Below are 16,892 nucleotides of genomic sequence, written 5' to 3' on the forward strand. Positions count from 1 at the left end.
TCCAACTTTTTGGGGTCGGTTCACTAACGGGGGGCACCCCCGTAACGCCCCCAACCGCTGTCAACTAACCGCTGTCAACCCCGCGAAGGCGGGGTCCTCCTTCTTTTCGTCGAAGAGAACAGTCCTGCAGAACGTCATGCTGACGAAAGACAGCATCGGATGTCCCCACTAGAAAAGAACGTCCCTAACGGAAATATGTTTGCTTCGAGTGGCATTTCGCACGCTCATACAGACCGCTCGTTCGTTGGCTTGTTAAGAACCTCCGGTTTCTCACTCGCTCTCCCCAACACGGCACGCTTGCGCAGTGCCGCTTTTGGCTCACGACGATCACTTCGTTGAAGTGTTTGCTTTGCGAAACGCCTCCTCTCCGCAAAGAAACACGAGAGGGGCTCCGTTATGTAATGTTACCGCTAGGTACGTGTTAAGAGCGGTTACTGCTCAGCCCTCTGTGAGCCATAAGCGCCTCGTATTAACGAGGCGTGATGGCGAGAGTGAGCGCATACCAGAGTATATTAACCAGAGTGTAGCGCGAACGGTCTCAATCAGACTGTTAGTCCCTTCGGGCTTCACGAAACTCGGGCTTTATTTTGAACTGCCAGGACCATCTTGATGCAGGACTAATAATCCTTCACGCAGCGGACGGAAAAACGGTTGTGCATAACGTAATATTGCACAGACGCAATGCCGGAGGTGTAGTGCAAAAATAAGCAGTTCGAGCGATCGTTACTTTTTTCAGTAGAACTCCAAAAGACAGTTTCGGTTTGGGAGTCAGTGAACCCAGTATAATACGACAAATCTCCAGCAGGGAGTGCAGAGAAACCGAAATCATCCGTACCATTGTCACTTTCACCCCTGTAATCCCACCAATCGGACGTGGACTTGAGTACCTTACCTGCAGTTGATAAGCCGCCGACTGTAGTAAGTAAAGTTTCCCATTCCTCCCAACTAGGCAAATGCCAGCCCTCTGGGCATATTCCGCGCACAGGAAATACCGGTGAGCATCTCTTGTACATACCGCAACCCTCACCATTCATGCCCCATGTGCCAGCACTATCCATGGCCATACCCCACGTGTAAAGGCGACCATATTTAGTGCAGTTGCAAACGTCATCTTTATAACAGCGACTGTTTTCCGATTCGTAGTTCAGATTTTGAGCCATCCATGTCTGGTCACCAATCCTTACTGTTTTATACGTTTGGCCATCGCGAACGTCAACCATTTCGCCATAATCAATATTTGGGTTCAAATAATCCCACGCGGTTTCTAGACATGCAGAACTGCTAGAATTGCCATCGTGAGAACTCGAAGAATTCTCGGCAATCTCATTGTTGCTTGATGTAATGCTAGAATTAGAAGAAGGAGTGACACTACTGGAAGACGATTCAACCGAAGAATCATCATCGCGCGGGGCGAAACTGCTCTCGTCGTCACCGCAGGCGACGAACAGTAACGTCAACGCAAGCGCAAAAACATAAACCAAATGCTTCATAAAGCCCCCAAAACATTTTTTCATAAAAAATCTAGCTAAATATAATCCGCTTCATCCGTAATTTAAATTTACTAACAACATCCCCAAATCGTTTTTGTATCTTTGCACTTATGAATTTTTCCGCGTCTAAGAACAGTCTTCATATTGCCTGTGCCCCGCTATCCGCACTGTTTTTCGCCTTGTCGCTAGTTTCCTGTGCCGGCAACGGGCAACCCCTGACCGAGTCCGACCCACAGCAGAGCGCAGACGAGGGCAGCTATACCGACAACTATTTTGACGACAGCGAAAGCACTGGCACCCAGGCCCCCAAAAAGAGCGCAAGGAAAAACTCCGACGGATATGGTTCCGACGGTTTCAGCTTCAAGCTCCCCGGTGGCGACTGGGCGATAGTCGGCGAAGACGGCGTCCACGAGAGCGGCGTCCCCTACGAATTCTACAACGCTAGCACCGGCCGTCGCGCCGTGCTCGTGGAAATCGAGCTCCCGAAGGGCGAACCCTTGAAGCTCATGGACCGCGCCCAGATGGAAATGCAGACGTACGAGGCGAGCGGCAAGAAGGCGACCCTCGCCGAAACGTACCCGGAAGTGGCTTTCGGGGTCACGGGGGCGTTCTTTGATGTGGCGGGCAAGCGCTACGAAACGCCCTACGAGGCCGTGGGCCTCGTCACCGGCGCCGGGAACCGCATTTATTCGCTAAGCCTGTCGGCGACGGACGTGACCCTGCCGGCGGGAGCGCTCAAAGAAGAATGGAAGGAGTTCTTCGCCGGATTCGAGCTGAAGGACATCCCCGAAGAAGAAGGCCCGGAACTCTCCCCGGAACGCGTCCAGCAATACGAAAGCACCGCTCTCGGCTACAAGTGGAGCACGAAGGACACGCTTTGGCACTTCTGGACGGGAATCGCAAGGCAGAACGACGACCCGGACCTCGTGCTCAGCAACAAAGCCGAAGACATCTCGCTGTTCGTGTACGGCGCGATGGTCCCGAGCGAAGAAGTGAACCAGCAGGACATGTTCAAGGTGCTGCTCGTAAAGCTCGGCGTCGACCCGAACGAGCCCACGCTCGAAACGCAGCGCACCAAGGTGGGCGACCGCTACGCCCAGGAATTCACCCTCACCCACACCGTCAACAAGTTCGACTTCTATTACAAGGGTCGCTACTTCTACGACAACGGCCGAGGCATCCTCATCGCCAGCTGGACCCAGGGAATCAACAAGAAGAAGTATTCCAAGATCATGGACAACGCCGTCGAGGGCCTTTCCGTAGGGGCAAAGCCGGAACAGGCGACCGACGCCGAATCTGCCAAAAAGCAGGCGAAGTTCAACGCCGCCGTGATGAGCCAGGTAGGCATCTTGCGCCTTCTCGAAAACCAGCCGCTCGTGGCCCTCAGCTATTTTGAACGCGCCAACAAGATGGACCCCGAAGAACCGCTCTACCTCATCAACTGCGGTTTCGTATACCAGATGAAGGAGCTGTACGGCCCGGGCATCAGCCACTTCACGAGCCAGATGGAACTCGTGCGCAAGAACGGCAAGCTGCTATCCATCCTCGGCGAGATGTACGAGGCGCTCTTTGACTACGGCCACGCCCGCGAATGCGCCGAAGGGGCGCTGCGCTACACGCCGAACAATCCGGAATACGTCATCAACTTAAGCGACGCCCTTTGGGGGCTCGGCCAGCGCCACCAGTCGCTCGTGGTAGTGCAGAGGCTCTACGACAGGCAGCCGAGCAGCCGCCTGGGCGTCTACCTCGCAAAGACTTACATGGGTCTCGACCAGTACGCCGAAGCCGTCGACGTGCTGTACGGTGTGCGCGGACGCTTCGGCATGAGCAAGGAACTCGGCGAAACCCTGATGGATGCGCTCGTGTTCCTCGGCCGCTACGACGAAGCACGCGCCATAAGCGAAGAGACGCTCGCCAAGGACAAGAACGACTACAAGATTTGGACCATGCAGGGCAAGATTTTGTTCTATAGCCGCAACTACCGCGAGGCCGAAAAGTCGCTCACCAAGGCGCTCGCGCTCAAGCCCGACAACGAAGATGCGAAAAGTTTCCTCAGCGCCACCAAGGCATTCCTCGGCAAGGCCGACAACCGCACGCTCCAAAAGCCCATCACGCCTGTCGAAGAACGTCCGAAAGACCTGAAGTCGCTGCTGCGCCCAAGCGCAAAGTCCGCCGGAACCGAAGGCGATTTCCCCGCCGTCGTGCACTACCAGAAAGAGACCATCAAGGCCGAGAAGGCGGGCGACAAGGGATACGCGTGGACCCGCACCGAGGAAACCCTCATGGAAATCCTCGACCAGCGCGGCGCCGCCATCTACCGCGAGTTCACATTCGACTTCTTGCCCGGTTTCGACCGAATCTACATCAACGCGCTCGAAGTCTACGACAGCAACTGGAACCTGAAGCAAAAGGCTAGCCTCAACGGAGCCTACATCACGTACGCTACCGAAATTGGCGGCGGCAACGAAAGCCAGACGGCACACTTCCCGCTGCAAGACCTCGCTCCCGGCGACTTCATCTACATGCAGTACAGCCGTACGAACATCCAGAACAAGGGAATGATTCCCTATACCAACTTCGTGAGCAGCAGGGACATTCCTGTAGGCCAGTCCATCTTCCGCATCTACGCGGACACTTCCAAGTTCGTGACCGAGGAATACGGCCCGCTCGAAAAGAGCAACATCAAAGGCGGAATCGAATGGAAGATCGACAACCCGGTCGTGGTGCGCCACGAGATGTACATGCCCGTCTATCGCGACTTCGGCGCAGGGCTTATGCTCACCGGAAAGCAGGAATGGAGCGCCGTCGGCGAAGACTACCACAACCTCATCAAGCACCAGTTCAAGCAGGCCGTGAGCGTCCGCGAAAAAGCATTCGAAGTTCGCGGCAGCAGGCTCGGTGACGAGGCCGTGAAGGCGATAGTCCGCTTTGTGCGCCACGACATCCGCTACCGCGATGTCCGCTTCGGCGGTCACAGCCTTATCCCCCAAACCGCCGAAGTGACGCTCAAGGAGCGTCGTGGCGACTGCAAGGACATGGCTCTGTTGCTCAAGGAAATGCTGCAGGCCATCGGCGTCAAGAGCTACCTCGCCGCCATCCACCTTACCGAAGAAGGCTTCGAGCACCTCCCCACCATCCAGCAGTTCAACCACATGATCCTCTACATCCCCAAGCAGGACAAGGTGAGCGAGATGTGGGTCGACGCGACCGACAAGACGGGTAACGAACGCCCCGTACCGCTCGATATGGAAGGCAAGGTCGCGCTCATCATCGACGACGAAAACAGCAAGGTCATGACGACGCCGATTCTCGAAGACAACCAGGAACACAAGATTGCGGTAGACCACCGCCTGTTCATCGGCAACGACGGCGAATGCGAATTCCGCGACTCCGTGACGCTCGAAGGCAAGTTCGCAAGCGCCATCCGCAACAAGTTCTACGGCCGCGACGTAAAAGAACAAGAACAGCTGCTCGAAGACTTCATGGCGGCAGGAGTCCCCGACGTGAGCATCGGCAACATCCGCATCGAGAACCTCGCCGAATTCAACAAGCCGCTTGTCCTCATAGCCACCTATGCATCGAAGGTGTACTTCGGCCAGGGCGGTTCCGAACTCAAGGGACGATTCCCGAACGTGTGGGAAAGGAGCCTCTTCAAACTCCCGAAGGTTTCCAAGCGCCACCACCCCATCCGCATGCCGCACGAAACGCAGTTCAGCTACAGCCTCACCGTCAAGGCGGCCAGCGGGCGTACCGTAAACATCGTCGGGCCCAAGAAGTTCCAGCGCACACCCGACTACGTGAGCTTCGAGAAGGGTAACGACAAGGCCAGCGGGACAACGGCACAGTCTTCCATCAAGTGGACCACCTTCGCGCTTTACGCCGACCCGAGCGAATACGAGAAGATCCGCGAGGAATGGAACTACCTGTTGAGCGAAACGAGCCCGATGATTGTGGTAAAATAGGTTTGAGGAATGAAAGCTTTAATTTTATCTGATATTCATGGTTCTGCGATTGCGGCGAGGCAGGCGCTTTCGTTCTTTGAAAAGTGGAACTGCGACCGTATCTTTTTGCTGGGCGACACGCTCTACCACGGCCCGCGCAACCCGCTCCCCGCCGGCCACGGCCCGATGGGCGTCGTGGAAGCGCTCGAACCCTACAAGGGCTGCATTACCGCCGTACGCGGCAACTGCGATGCCGACGTGGACCTGATGATGCTCGACATGGAAATCGAGAACGAATTTGCTGTCGTGAAAGACGACCGCGCAGGCGCAACACGTGCCGAAACGACGCTGTTCCTGAGCCACGGGCACATCTTTATGCCGGAATGCTTCCCCGCAGATGCGCTCGGCACGCTAGACCCTGCCCGCGCCGTAGAGATTCCCCGCATAGACGCCTACCTGTTCGGCCATACGCACATCTGGAAACTCGAGAAGAACTTCAAAGGCGTATTGCTCGTGAATCCGGGTTCCACGAGCCTTCCCAAGGGTGACAACCCGCCTACCTTCGGGCTGTACGAAAGCGCAAGCGGAACCTCCCCCGCCCGTTTCAGCATCCACAGGCTCGACGACGGCAGCGAACTCGCTTCTACCGAGATTTAAAAGCCCCATTTCGCACGGGATGGCGCCATAAAGCGCGCCCTCTTTTTTATTTTTTCGCCATGGTCTTAAACATCATCTGGCTCATTTTCTTCTTTGGCGCGTTTGTCGCCTGCATGGTGCAGTGGCTCGCCTTCGGCGACACGGGCATCTTCAACAAGGCCATCATGGGCGCGTTCGACATGTCCAAGACGGCATTCGAAATCGCCATCGGCCTCACGGGCATTCTCTCGCTCTGGCTCGGCATCCTGAAAATCGGCGAAAAGGCCGGTGCCGTGCAGATTCTCGCCCGCATCGTGCAGCCCCTCTTTACCAGGCTCTTCCCGGAAATTCCGAAAGGCCATCCGGTCGTGGGCACCATGCTCATGAACATCAGCGCGAACATGCTCGGCCTCGACAACGCGGCCACCCCGATGGGGCTCCAGGCCATGAAGCAGCTGCAGGAGCTCAACCCGAACGAAGACAAGAGCGTCGCGAGCGACTCGCAGATTTTGTTCCTCGTCTTGAATGCGAGCGGACTCACGCTGATTCCGGTGAGCATCATGACGTACCGTGCACAGCTGGGCGCAGCCAACCCGAGCGACGTGTTCCTCCCCATCTTGCTTGCGACGTTCTTCAGTACGATTGCAGGCATTATCGCCGTAAGCTTTTTCCAGAAGATTAAACTGCGCGACCCCGTGACCCTCGCCTGGATCGGCGGTCTTACTGCAGTTGTCGTTGCGACCCTCGCCTACTTCTCCAGACTCACCGCCGACGCCATCGGCGTTTCTAGCCTTTTCATCAGCGGGATTGTCCTCTTCGGCATCATCGTTGCGTTCCTCGCGCTTGCCGTGTACAAGAAGGTACAGGCCTACGAAGCGTTTGTAGAAGGAGCCAAGGAAGGTTTCCATACGGCCGTCATGGTGATTCCTTACCTGGTCGCCATCCTCGTCGGTGTCGCCGTGTTCCGCGCCAGCGGGGCGATGGACTTGCTCATGAACGGGATTTCCTGGGTGCTCGGATGTTTCGGCATCGGCAATGACGTTGTGCCCGCGCTCCCCACCGCGTTCATGAAACCGCTCAGCGGTAGCGGTGCCCGCGGCATGATGATCGACGCCATGAAGACGCTCGGTCCCGACAGCTTTGCCGGACGCTTAAGTTGTATGTTCCAGGGCGCCGCCGACACCACGTTCTACATCATCGCGGTGTACTTCGGTTCCGTGGGCGTAAAGAAAACACGCCACGCCGTCACCTGCGCGCTCATCGCCGACGCTGTCGGAGTGATTGCGGCTATCGCGATTGCGTACCTGTTCTTCCCGCCGAATTAGACGACTGTATTTTTCAGCCAACGTCATGGCGGACTTGATCCGCCATCTAGGTTCCGGCTCGGAGGCCGGAATGACGTCTGTTAAATTCTACATCGCCTGAGCTATCAGGAATCCGATGTAGCCCACGTATATTGCGAGGAAGGTCGCGCCTTCAATGCGGTTGATACGGCCGATGCGGTGACCGCCGGCGTCAATCCGTTTCTTGCGCACGGGCAGTCCGAACAGCAATAGCAAGATGGTCAAAACTGCCATGACAGGCATGTCTCGGCTCAGCACCGACGCTTCGAAGGAATGCATCGGCGCAATTGTCGCAGCGATACCTACGACCGCGAGCGTGTTGAACAAGTTAGAACCGATAATGTTGCCGAAGGCGAGATCGTCTTCGCCCTTGCGGGCCGCGGCAATGGAACTCGCGAGTTCCGGGAGCGAGGTGCCCACAGCAACAATCGTAAGGCCAATCAGCAGGTCGCTCACGCCCAGGGCGCGCGCAATCGCCACTGCACCCCAAACTAGCGCACGGGAACTTGCCACCAACAGGGCAAGCCCGAGCAGGAGCCACAACAAAGACTTGCCGAGCGAAACATCCTTAGAACTTTCTTCCGAGTCCTCGACATGGCCAACCTTGTGCTTCTGCCTGATTTCAGAAACGATATTGAAGCCCATCACGCCCGCGAACACGAGCAGGAGCACGATACCGTCGATACGCCCGATAGCCCCGTCCAAGGCAAGAATTACGGCAAGCACCGTCACCGCAATCAGCACGGGCAAGTCGCGCTTCAACGCCTTCCGCACCACGATGACCGGGGAAATCACCGCCGTCACGCCAAGAATCAAGGCGATATTCGCGATGTTGCTGCCGTAAGCGTTACCCAGAGCCAGTTCAGGCGCATCCTGCATCGCAGAAATGGCCGAGACGACCATCTCCGGCGCCGACGTCCCGAAACCGACAATCACCATCCCAATCAAGAGCGTGGACATGCCGCAAAACTTCGCGACACCCACGGCACCGTCCACAAACTTGTCCGCACTCCATACGAGCACGGCAAGTCCTAGAATAACAGCAATAATCGGAAGAATCATCAATTAGAACAGGTAAATGGAAATACCCAGCAAGAACGAGACGGACGACAGGGAATTCAGGTTGAATGAGTCGTATTCAACCTTGTTGCAGTCATACATGTTGGACAAGCCGCCATTGATCATGAAATCCAGTCCGACATAGTTGTTGGCCTTCACCGCGAAGCCAATAACAAAATCCCAGTCAACAGATCTGCGGTAATCCTTGTCGATCATGTCGAGCTTGGAGCTTTGGTCGTCATAGGAAACCTTGAATTCGTCCTTTATCGGGAACGAAACCTGCGTACCGACTTCGAACATGAACGAAGACCTGGGGCTCTTGAACGCGAACAAGGCCGGGACATCGATCTTGCGCTGCTTGAACATGGCCTTCACGGACGTATTCGTGAAAACTTCGGTCGCGGAGGCATCGCTCTGTTCATACAGGACGCCGAGACGCAGACCCACCGTATAATCGGTCAACGGCAAGACGGTAAACGCACCCACGCGCCATGTCATGCCGTAGTAGTCTTCAAAATCATCGTAGTAATCATCGGTATTGTCCGAAGAAATGATGTAAGAACCGACAGCACCCTGCACGCCGATAAGGGTCTTGATAGGAACAAGGCCGCGAAGTTCATCGAAAGTCACCGTATCCTTACCCGGGGTCTGGGCTACATAGACCGTCTGCACAGGGACGTATTCGGTAGAGCGGACCGCAGTGGGTTCCGTCGTATAGACAGGCTGATAAACGACCTTTGTCACGGTACGGGTCTCCGTCGGGGCGGGGGCAGTCACCGCTTCGGCAGGGACTTCGCCTCCACGGACAGCCATGGGAGCCGCGGCATCGGCAGAAGCCGGTTCTGCGGCAGGGGCGGCCGTTTCTGCAGGAGCTGCGACCGGGGCAGCGGCAGGGGCGGCTTCGGCAGTGGGAGCCGGTTCCGCGCTGGGCGCAGCGGCAGTTTCAGCAGGAGCGGCGGGTGCGGCCTGGGCTACAGGAGCTTCTTGGGCATAAGACATCCCCGCAATGGCGAGGGCAGACACAAAACCTACAATTTTTTTGTTCAAACCAAGATTCATAGAATCCTCCGTTGTTTACCTCCATATTATAGCAAATAAATGTGGTTTGGCAGTAGCGGTTTACTACATTTTAGGCATTATGAAACTTTCTATTGTCGCTAACGAATCAGCTAAAAAAGACAACAAGGCCTACGCCCTTTTCTTTGTCAAGGAATCCGTCCAGTTTTCCAACATCCTTTCCGATGTCGCGACCACACAGGTCGAATCCGTTCTCAAGGGCATGAAAGAAGGCCCCTTCGAAGACCTCGAACTCCTGGAAATCGACGGGGACAATACGATTTTCGTAGATGCAGCCAAGGAACGCGGCCTTTCTAACCTCGACCACCTGCGCATGGCGGCCTACCGTCTGGCCAACCGCGCCATGAAAAAGCAGCTAGGCTGCGTGAACCTATTCCTCGCCGACGCCGTCGACGAACAGTTCAAGGCGATCCTTCACGGGCTTTACTATGCGAACTACAAGTTCGACGCCTACAAGAGCAAGCAGAAAGAAAATTTTGACGTGACATTCGAGATTGTCGCCGGTGAACGCCTGAAGAGTTTCAAGAAAATCGCCGAAGACGTGGCCGTGGAACAGAAGGCCGTGACTCTCGCCAAGAACCTCATAAACACCTGCGCCGCCGACCTCTACCCCGCCGAATTCGTAGAACGCGCAAAGACCATCGCCAAGTACACGCCGGAGCTTTCCATCAAGGTCCGCGACATGAAGCAGCTCCAAAAAGAAGGCTTCATGGGCCACGTGACCGTAGGTAAAGGCAGCTCCCGCGAGCCCTACATGATTACGCTCGACTACAAGCCCGCCAAGCGTACCTCCAAGGACCACCTCGTCATCGTCGGCAAGGGCCTCACGTTCGACACCGGCGGTCTCTGCCTCAAGCCGCCCAAGTCCATGCCCGAAATGATCAGCGACATGAGCGGTGCGGCTACCGCGCTCGCCGCCATCCAGGCTATCGCGACACTCAAGCTCCCCATCCACGTGAGCGCCGTCTGCTGCCTCGCCGAGAACGCCATCGGCAACAAGTCCGTGCTGCCGGGCGACATCTTCAAGGCCAAGAACGGCAAGACCGTCATGGTCGACAATACCGACGCCGAAGGCCGCCTGGTGCTTAGCGACGGACTCGCCGAAGCAGGTGAAATCGGAGCAACCCACATCGTGGACCTCGCAACCCTCACGGGCGCCATGGTCCGTGCGCTCGGATACGCCGTCGCCGGGTTCTTCAGCAACGACGACGAGCTCGCCCTGAAGGTCATCAACTGTGGCGAAGCCTGCTGCGAAAAGTTCTGGAGCATGCCGCTCGAAGAAGAATACGCCGACGCGCTCAAGGACAAGTTCGCCGACCTCAAGAACACGGGAAGCGATGCGGGAGCCATCTCCGCCGCCCTCTTCTTGCAGGAATTCGTGCCCGAGAACACCGCCTGGGCCCACTGGGACATCGCGGGAACCGCCTTCGTCGACAAGAAGTGGAAATACACCGAGTACGGTGCCACAGGCTTCGGCGTGCAGACGTTGATTCAACTTGCCCGCGAAATGAGTTCCGCAGAGTAAATTTCTATCTTTGGCCCCGTATGAAAAACGTCGATACTATTGCAGTTTTGGACTTTGGCGGGCAGTACGCCCACCTGATCGCGAACCGCGTGCGCCGTCTGGGCGTGTTTACCGAAATCCACTCCCCCGCCGCTCCCGTCAGCGAACTCGAAGGCGTGAAGGGAATCATCTACAGCGGTGGCCCCAGTAGCGTGTACGCGGCCGACGCCCCGGAATACAATCCCGAAATCTTGAACCTCCCGGTGCCCAAACTCGGCATCTGCTACGGCCATCAGCTCATCGCCCAGCAGTTGGGCGGTCACGTTGAACCGGGCAAGGTGAAGGAATACGGCATCGCCGACTTGGAAGTCCGCGACGAGAAGTGCCCGCTTTTGAAGGGCCTCCCGAAGGCATCCCCGATGTGGATGAGCCACGGCGACCAGGTGACGAAACTCCCCGAAGGCTACAAGATTGTGGCGAGCACCAAGGACTGCGAAATCGCGGCCGTCGCCTTTGACAGCGACAAGCCCGAACGTCAGATTTTCGGCATCCAGTTCCACCCGGAAGTCACGCACAGCAAGTTCGGCATGAAGTTGCTCGAAAACTTCGTGGACTTCACGGGCGCGAAGAAGACCTGGAACATGAAGAGCTATTTGCCGCTCATCACGGAACGCATCAAGGACCAGGTCAAGGACCGCAAGGTCTTCTTGCTCGTCTCCGGCGGTGTGGACTCCACCGTAGCATTCGTGCTTTTGAACCGCGTGCTCGGACCAGAAAAGGTTCTCGGTTTGCACGTGGATAACGGCATGATGCGCCTCGGTGAATCGCAGAAGATTATGGACTTCCTCACGAAGGAAGGCATGAACAACCTTAAAGTTCGTGACGCAAGCGAGCACTTCCTTGCAAAGCTCAAGGGCGTGACTGCGCCGGAAACCAAGCGCGGCATTATCGGCAAGGAATTCCTGACGGTGAAGGACGAGGAAATGGCGAAGCTCAACCTCGATCCGAACCAGTGGATGATGGCGCAGGGCACTATCTACCCCGACACCATCGAAAGCGGCGGCACCAAGAATGCCGACAAGATCAAGACGCACCACAACCGCGTGCAGGAAGTCCTGGACCTCATGGAAAAGGGTCTCGTGCTGGAACCGCTCGCCGACCTGTACAAGGACGAAGTCCGCGCCCTCGGTGAAGAACTCGGCATTCCGCACAACCTCGTGTGGCGTCACCCGTTCCCGGGTCCGGGCCTCGGCGTTCGCCTGCTCTGCAGCAACGGCGTGCTCTCCGATGACATGGTGAAGTTTGAAGATGTTCGCGACACTTCGGGCCAGAGCCTCGCCGACTACCTGAAAGCGAACAACATTGCAGGCCGCCTGCTCCCCATCAAGAGCGTGGGCGTGCAGGGCGACGGCCGTACCTACGCGCAGCCGTTCCTCATCACCACTCCAGGCCTCTCCTGGAAAGATTGCGAAAAGTTCTCCACCGAACTTGCCAACCGCTTCAAGGCCATCAACCGCGTCATCTACCAAATTGGCAGCGTGGCTGACGAAGACCCGAAGCTTGTGGAACAGTTCGCCACACGCGAGAACTTCGATACGCTCCGCAAGTTCGACAACATCTGCACCGAATTCCTGCAGGCAAACGACCTGTACGAAAAAATCTGGCAGATGCCCGTGGTGCTCGTTCCGCTCCGCACGGCTAACAAGCCCTGCATCGTGATGCGCCCGGTGAATTCCACCGAAGCCATGACAGCCAACTTCGCCGAAATCGACCAGGGAATGCTGGCCGGACTCTGGCGCAAGTTCGAAGCCGAAGGTGCAGGCAGCCTGTGGTACGACGTGACCCACAAGCCCCCTGGCACTATTGAGTGGGAATAAGGCGAGAGTCGCGACAAAAAGCTTGCTTTTTGTCATGACCGAGCCGCGCGAACACGCGCTTGAACAAAGTGAAAGCGCCGTGGGAGTAGCGCGGAGCCGAGTGTCGCAAAAATAAGCTTGCTCATTTTTATGACCGAGGCGAACAAGCAGACGCTGAAGCCGTAGGCGTAAGCGTCAGTAAGGCGAGTGTTATAGGGCCGCTTGCAGACCTATGACCGAGGCGCGCGAACACGCGCTTGAACAAAGTGAAAACGCAATGGGAGTAACTTATTATGGCAGGCATTACATACGAAATAGACGACAAGAACCTTGTCGAACAGATTCGTAACGACGCGATGAACGCCGCTAAAGAACTTGTAGAAAAGGCTCACCTCACGGCGGGCAATATTGTGGTTATCGGTTGCAGCACGAGTTCCACGCTCGGCAACGACATCGGGAGCCATTCCGTGCCCGAAGTCGGCAAGGCGATTTTCGAAGGACTCTCGTCCGTATTCAAGCCGCTCGGCATCTACATCGCGGCGCAGTGCTGCGAGCACCTGAACCGCGCCATCATCGTCGAGCACGCGGCTGTCCCCAATGCCGAAATCGTGAACGTTGTTCCGCAACCCAAGGCGGGCGGTTCTTTTGCTACGGCCTGCTACAGCGCATTCGAGCATCCGGTCGCCATCGAGCATATCAAGGCCGACGCAGGCCTCGATATCGGCGGAACGCTCATCGGAATGCACCTGAAGGAAGTCGCCGTTCCTGTACACATGCAGCAGACGCACGTCGGAAAGGCAATCCTGATTGCCGCACGCACCCGCCCGAAGTTCATCGGCGGGGAACGCGCCCACTACGACGAAAGCCTCAAGGACGGCTACCGGTAATTTATACGGGATAAAAAAGACTCGGTGTGGAGAGAAGCACACCGAGTCTGAACACCCAAGTCCGATACCCAGCGACTACAAAACCTTGTCGCGAGTAAAAACAAACCTGTATTTTTAAAATACTCTATTGTGTGACAAAAATCAAGTTTCTATATTAAAATTATGACTCAAAAATATTCCAACTTGGACGAATACACCGAAATTTTGGCAAAAAACGCCAAAAATGCAAGCAAGGACCTCCGCACCCTGAACGCAGACAAACGTAGCGCGGTGCTAAGCCTCGTGGCAAAGATGCTCCGCGAGCAGAAAGAGGCCATTCTCGCCGCCAACAAGATCGACCTCGAAGCCGCCGCCGGAAAGCTCGACGACTCGAAGATGGACCGCCTCACCCTGAACGACGCCCGCATCGAGGCCATGGCCAAGGGCGCCGAAGAAATCGCCGCATTCGCCGACCCGCTGAACCGCGTACTCGAAAGCCGCGAACTCAAGAACGGCATCAAGATCAGCCGTGTCGCCGTGCCTATCGGCGCCGTATTCTTCATTTTCGAAAGTCGCCCGAACGTGACCATCGACGGTGCATGCCTCTGCTTCAAGGCGGGCAATGCCGTCATCCTCCGCGGCGGCAAGGAATCGCTCAACTCCGCGAAGTGCCTCGCCGGGATTTTCCACGAAGCGCTTGCCGCAAACGGCGTTAGCGAAAACGCCGTGCAGCTCGTCACCGAAACGAGCCACGACCTGGTGGGCAAGCTCTTGCAGCGCAACGACTGCCTCGACCTCGTGATTCCCCGCGGTGGCGAACGCCTGATCCGCGCCGTGGTGGAACAGAGCAAGATTCCCGTGATAAAGCACTTCAACGGCATTTGCCACGTGTACGTGGACAAGTCCGCCGACATCGAGAAGGCGACCAACATCCTCATTAACGCGAAGACGCAGCGCACCGGCGTGTGCAACGCCATGGAATGCGTGATTTTCGACCGCCATCTCGCCGCAAACGACGTGAAGAAGATGCTCGACGCCCTCGTGGAACGCGGCGTGGAACTCTATGGCAACAAGGACGCCCAGAGCCACGACAGCCGCATCGCCGACATCGGTGAAGACTCCAACTACCACCACGAATACCTCGCACTCAAGGCGAGCGTCAAGTTCGTAGACAACGTCGCCGAAGCCTGCGACCATATCGAGCAAAACAGCAGCCGCCACACCGAAGCGGTGGTTGCCGAAGACGCAACCGTGCAGGACTACTTTGTCGCGAACGTCGATAGCAGCAGCGTGATGGTGAACGCAAGCACGCGCTTTGCCGACGGCGGTGAGTACGGACTGGGTGCCGAGGTCGGTATCAGTACGGACAAGCTTCACGCCCGCGGTCCCATGGGCGTGGAAAGTCTCTGCTCCTATAAGTGGATTCTGCGCGGCAACGGACAGGTCCGCGGCTAGTTTTCTTTTTCGCCAGCCATTTTCTGCAGACGTTCGTTCATCTGCTGTAATTTGCGGTTGGTATCTTCCAAGTCCTTGGACGCTTCCTTGATGAACGTCGCCATTCTCGCCGCAAGCGGGATTTTCGGCGTACTCTGCTCATCGAGAAGCTGGCTCCACTGCCTTCCGTTGACATGCGGTTCGCCTTCGCGCATTCCCGCCATCACGAGCGTGATGTTGTGCTGGTTCAGGCAGCCTTCTTCGCGCAGGAATTCACCATGCGAGAAAAAGCCGTTGTTCGGCGCGATCTTCTTGAGCGCGTAGATTTCGTAGGTCGGTTCGTGCGAAGACCAGAAAGCCTTGCGCGCGGCACAGTCAAAGATATGGATAACTTCCGGATAGAAACGGTCGATTTTCTTGCTTTCTTCGGAAATGCATTCCACGATGGTGTTCGGCTCTCCATAAGAAATATGGACCACGGACCCGACATCGACATCCGAAGACATCACCAGGGAGCCGTCGAACCGGCATTCGGCCGGGGCTCGCACGATGGTCGTCTTGTTGTGCTCGTACAGCATCGGGAACTCGAGCGCGTTCATGAAGAAGTTCTCGTCGTTCGCAATGCTCAGGTACTTGTGGTAGACCTCGAAAGCAGGCCTGCCGTCCAGTTCATAGACAATATTGCCCGATGCACGGGTCACGCGGAACGTACGGCCCAACGGCTGCCAGCCACTGATCTTGATAGAATTCACGTAAAAGTTGATGCCGCCGAAAAAGGCAACCAGTATGCCCGAACGGCATAGGCCGCCGACCGAAGAAAACACGAAAGAATTCGGGCTCATGAGGTCGGGAGAACAGACAATTCCACCAAAAACCTGGATACCCGGAGCAAGTTCCTTCAACGCATCGCAGAACCGCGTCGTCGAAACGTTCGAAATCGTATAGTAAATCTCGACACCCTTGACCCACGGATTGTTCTTCGCCTGTTCGAGGACGTCCTGAGATATTTCGTCGATGCTCATTTTCTGCATATCGTACTGGAAGAGGCGGAATTCCGTCGAGAAATCCTGGAACAGCGTCGCCGTAATCACAATATCGCCGGCTTGTTCGCTGTCGATGATATTCCCGCTGGTCGAATTGCCCATCCACGGCACGTCCGGGAAAATCTCCGTCAATGTATCGAAAATAGGTTGAAGCTTTTCTTCGTCAAGAACAGTCGAATAAATCTGGAAATACATGTTCTTGACATTTTTCAAATCGTCGGAATCCTTCAAAGCGAGCAAATCCCGCTTCAATCCATCGATTCCGCTATAATTGAAAACCTTTCTTATCATATATCAGCCTGCTCAATTGTCTAATATAACATAAAAAATACAAAAACATCACTTTTTTATTATTTTCATCCCTAAAGTGTGATTTTTTTCCTTAAACCGGTGAAAAATCACCAATATTCTATCTTTATCGAATAACGAGGGAATCTTTATGAAGTTCGAAGAGCTGATCAAGGAAGTTAAGTTCGAGGTAGAATTCGGCGGCGTGAAGCTCGCCCCGGCCATCGTGCAAGACGCCGACAAGGGCGACGTGCTGATGATGGCCTGGATGGACAAAGAGGCCCTGCGCCGTACGCACGAATGCGGCGAGATGGTCTTCTGGAGCCGCAGCCGCAAGGAATACTGGCACAAGGGC

The 16,892-nt window shown here is 56.1% G+C and carries 12 protein-coding genes; 8 read left to right on the forward strand and 4 right to left on the reverse strand.

The window, feature by feature from the left end; genetic code table 11:
- Nucleotides 1-617 precede the first annotated feature (617 nt).
- The gene (locus B3M32_RS02740) at nucleotides 618-1,490 is read right to left on the reverse strand and encodes a fibrobacter succinogenes major paralogous domain-containing protein (protein WP_290743441.1); all 873 of its coding nucleotides are present in this window, start codon (nucleotides 1,488-1,490) and stop codon (nucleotides 618-620) included.
- 110 nt (nucleotides 1,491-1,600) lie between these two features.
- On the opposite strand from B3M32_RS02740, the gene B3M32_RS02745 reads away from it, so the two are divergent.
- The 3 genes from B3M32_RS02745 to B3M32_RS02755 are packed head-to-tail and all read left to right on the forward strand — an operon-like array spanning nucleotide 1,601 to nucleotide 7,392.
- Nucleotides 1,601-5,452 (forward strand): DUF3857 domain-containing protein, encoded by a 3,852-nt coding sequence (locus B3M32_RS02745; protein ID WP_290743443.1) that lies wholly within the window; start codon nucleotides 1,601-1,603, stop codon nucleotides 5,450-5,452.
- A gap of 9 nt (nucleotides 5,453-5,461) precedes the next feature.
- Nucleotides 5,462-6,088 carry a phosphodiesterase gene (gene yfcE, locus B3M32_RS02750; RefSeq protein WP_290743444.1) on the forward strand — a complete coding sequence of 209 codons (627 nt, stop codon included), beginning with the start codon at nucleotides 5,462-5,464 and terminating at the stop codon, nucleotides 6,086-6,088.
- A 59-nt stretch (nucleotides 6,089-6,147) separates the two neighbouring features.
- Nucleotides 6,148-7,392 (forward strand): nucleoside recognition domain-containing protein, encoded by a 1,245-nt coding sequence (locus B3M32_RS02755; RefSeq protein ID WP_290743445.1) that lies wholly within the window; start codon nucleotides 6,148-6,150, stop codon nucleotides 7,390-7,392.
- Between the two features lie 87 nt (nucleotides 7,393-7,479).
- Here B3M32_RS02755 and B3M32_RS02760 read toward each other — a convergent pair whose 3' ends face one another.
- Both B3M32_RS02760 and B3M32_RS02765 read right to left on the reverse strand, forming a co-directional pair.
- Nucleotides 7,480-8,472, reverse strand: coding sequence for a calcium/sodium antiporter (locus B3M32_RS02760; RefSeq protein ID WP_290743446.1), 993 nt, complete (start codon nucleotides 8,470-8,472; stop codon nucleotides 7,480-7,482).
- A gap of 3 nt (nucleotides 8,473-8,475) precedes the next feature.
- The gene (locus B3M32_RS02765; protein WP_290743447.1) at nucleotides 8,476-9,528 is read right to left on the reverse strand and encodes an outer membrane beta-barrel protein; all 1,053 of its coding nucleotides are present in this window, start codon (nucleotides 9,526-9,528) and stop codon (nucleotides 8,476-8,478) included.
- Between the two features lie 79 nt (nucleotides 9,529-9,607).
- On the opposite strand from B3M32_RS02765, the gene B3M32_RS02770 reads away from it, so the two are divergent.
- From B3M32_RS02770 to B3M32_RS02785, 4 genes are all read left to right on the forward strand, one after another.
- Nucleotides 9,608-11,071: a leucyl aminopeptidase family protein gene (locus B3M32_RS02770; RefSeq protein ID WP_290743448.1), complete on the forward strand. Its 1,464-nt coding sequence runs from the start codon at nucleotides 9,608-9,610 to the stop codon at nucleotides 11,069-11,071.
- Between the two features lie 20 nt (nucleotides 11,072-11,091).
- Entirely contained in the window at nucleotides 11,092-12,927 is a 1,836-nt protein-coding gene (guaA, locus tag B3M32_RS02775) for a glutamine-hydrolyzing GMP synthase (protein ID WP_290743450.1), read from the forward strand.
- A gap of 272 nt (nucleotides 12,928-13,199) precedes the next feature.
- Nucleotides 13,200-13,793: a TIGR01440 family protein gene (locus B3M32_RS02780; protein ID WP_290743451.1), complete on the forward strand. Its 594-nt coding sequence runs from the start codon at nucleotides 13,200-13,202 to the stop codon at nucleotides 13,791-13,793.
- A gap of 162 nt (nucleotides 13,794-13,955) precedes the next feature.
- Nucleotides 13,956-15,227, forward strand: a complete 1,272-nt coding sequence (locus B3M32_RS02785) for a glutamate-5-semialdehyde dehydrogenase (RefSeq protein ID WP_290743452.1) — start codon at nucleotides 13,956-13,958, stop codon at nucleotides 15,225-15,227.
- Here the strand turns inward: B3M32_RS02785 and B3M32_RS02790 are convergent.
- Nucleotides 15,224-16,540 (reverse strand): FIST signal transduction protein, encoded by a 1,317-nt coding sequence (locus tag B3M32_RS02790; protein WP_290743453.1) that lies wholly within the window; start codon nucleotides 16,538-16,540, stop codon nucleotides 15,224-15,226. The genes B3M32_RS02785 and B3M32_RS02790 overlap by 4 nt on opposite strands.
- A gap of 148 nt (nucleotides 16,541-16,688) precedes the next feature.
- On the opposite strand from B3M32_RS02790, the gene B3M32_RS02795 reads away from it, so the two are divergent.
- A partial coding sequence (locus B3M32_RS02795; RefSeq protein WP_290743454.1) for a phosphoribosyl-AMP cyclohydrolase occupies nucleotides 16,689-16,892 on the forward strand: 204 nt, incomplete at its 3' end.

The sequence above is a fragment of the Fibrobacter sp. UBA4309 genome (assembly GCF_002395745.1).
Lineage (GTDB): Bacteria > Fibrobacterota > Fibrobacteria > Fibrobacterales > Fibrobacteraceae > Fibrobacter.

Excerpts from the sequence above, each read along its gene's own strand:
- B3M32_RS02755 (WP_290743445.1), top strand. The coding sequence starts at position 6,148 with ATGGTCTTAAACATCATCTGGCTCATTTTCTTCTTTGGCGCGTTTGTC.
- yfcE (WP_290743444.1), top strand. The coding sequence starts at position 5,462 with ATGAAAGCTTTAATTTTATCTGATATTCATGGTTCTGCGATTGCGGCG.
- B3M32_RS02790 (WP_290743453.1), bottom strand. The coding sequence starts at position 16,540 with ATGATAAGAAAGGTTTTCAATTATAGCGGAATCGATGGATTGAAGCGG.
- B3M32_RS02785 (WP_290743452.1), top strand. The coding sequence starts at position 13,956 with ATGACTCAAAAATATTCCAACTTGGACGAATACACCGAAATTTTGGCA.
- B3M32_RS02745 (WP_290743443.1), top strand. The coding sequence starts at position 1,601 with ATGAATTTTTCCGCGTCTAAGAACAGTCTTCATATTGCCTGTGCCCCG.
- B3M32_RS02780 (WP_290743451.1), top strand. The coding sequence starts at position 13,200 with ATGGCAGGCATTACATACGAAATAGACGACAAGAACCTTGTCGAACAG.
- guaA (WP_290743450.1), top strand. The coding sequence starts at position 11,092 with ATGAAAAACGTCGATACTATTGCAGTTTTGGACTTTGGCGGGCAGTAC.
- B3M32_RS02765 (WP_290743447.1), bottom strand. The coding sequence starts at position 9,528 with ATGAATCTTGGTTTGAACAAAAAAATTGTAGGTTTTGTGTCTGCCCTC.
- B3M32_RS02770 (WP_290743448.1), top strand. The coding sequence starts at position 9,608 with ATGAAACTTTCTATTGTCGCTAACGAATCAGCTAAAAAAGACAACAAG.
- B3M32_RS02740 (WP_290743441.1), bottom strand. The coding sequence starts at position 1,490 with ATGAAGCATTTGGTTTATGTTTTTGCGCTTGCGTTGACGTTACTGTTC.
- B3M32_RS02760 (WP_290743446.1), bottom strand. The coding sequence starts at position 8,472 with ATGATTCTTCCGATTATTGCTGTTATTCTAGGACTTGCCGTGCTCGTA.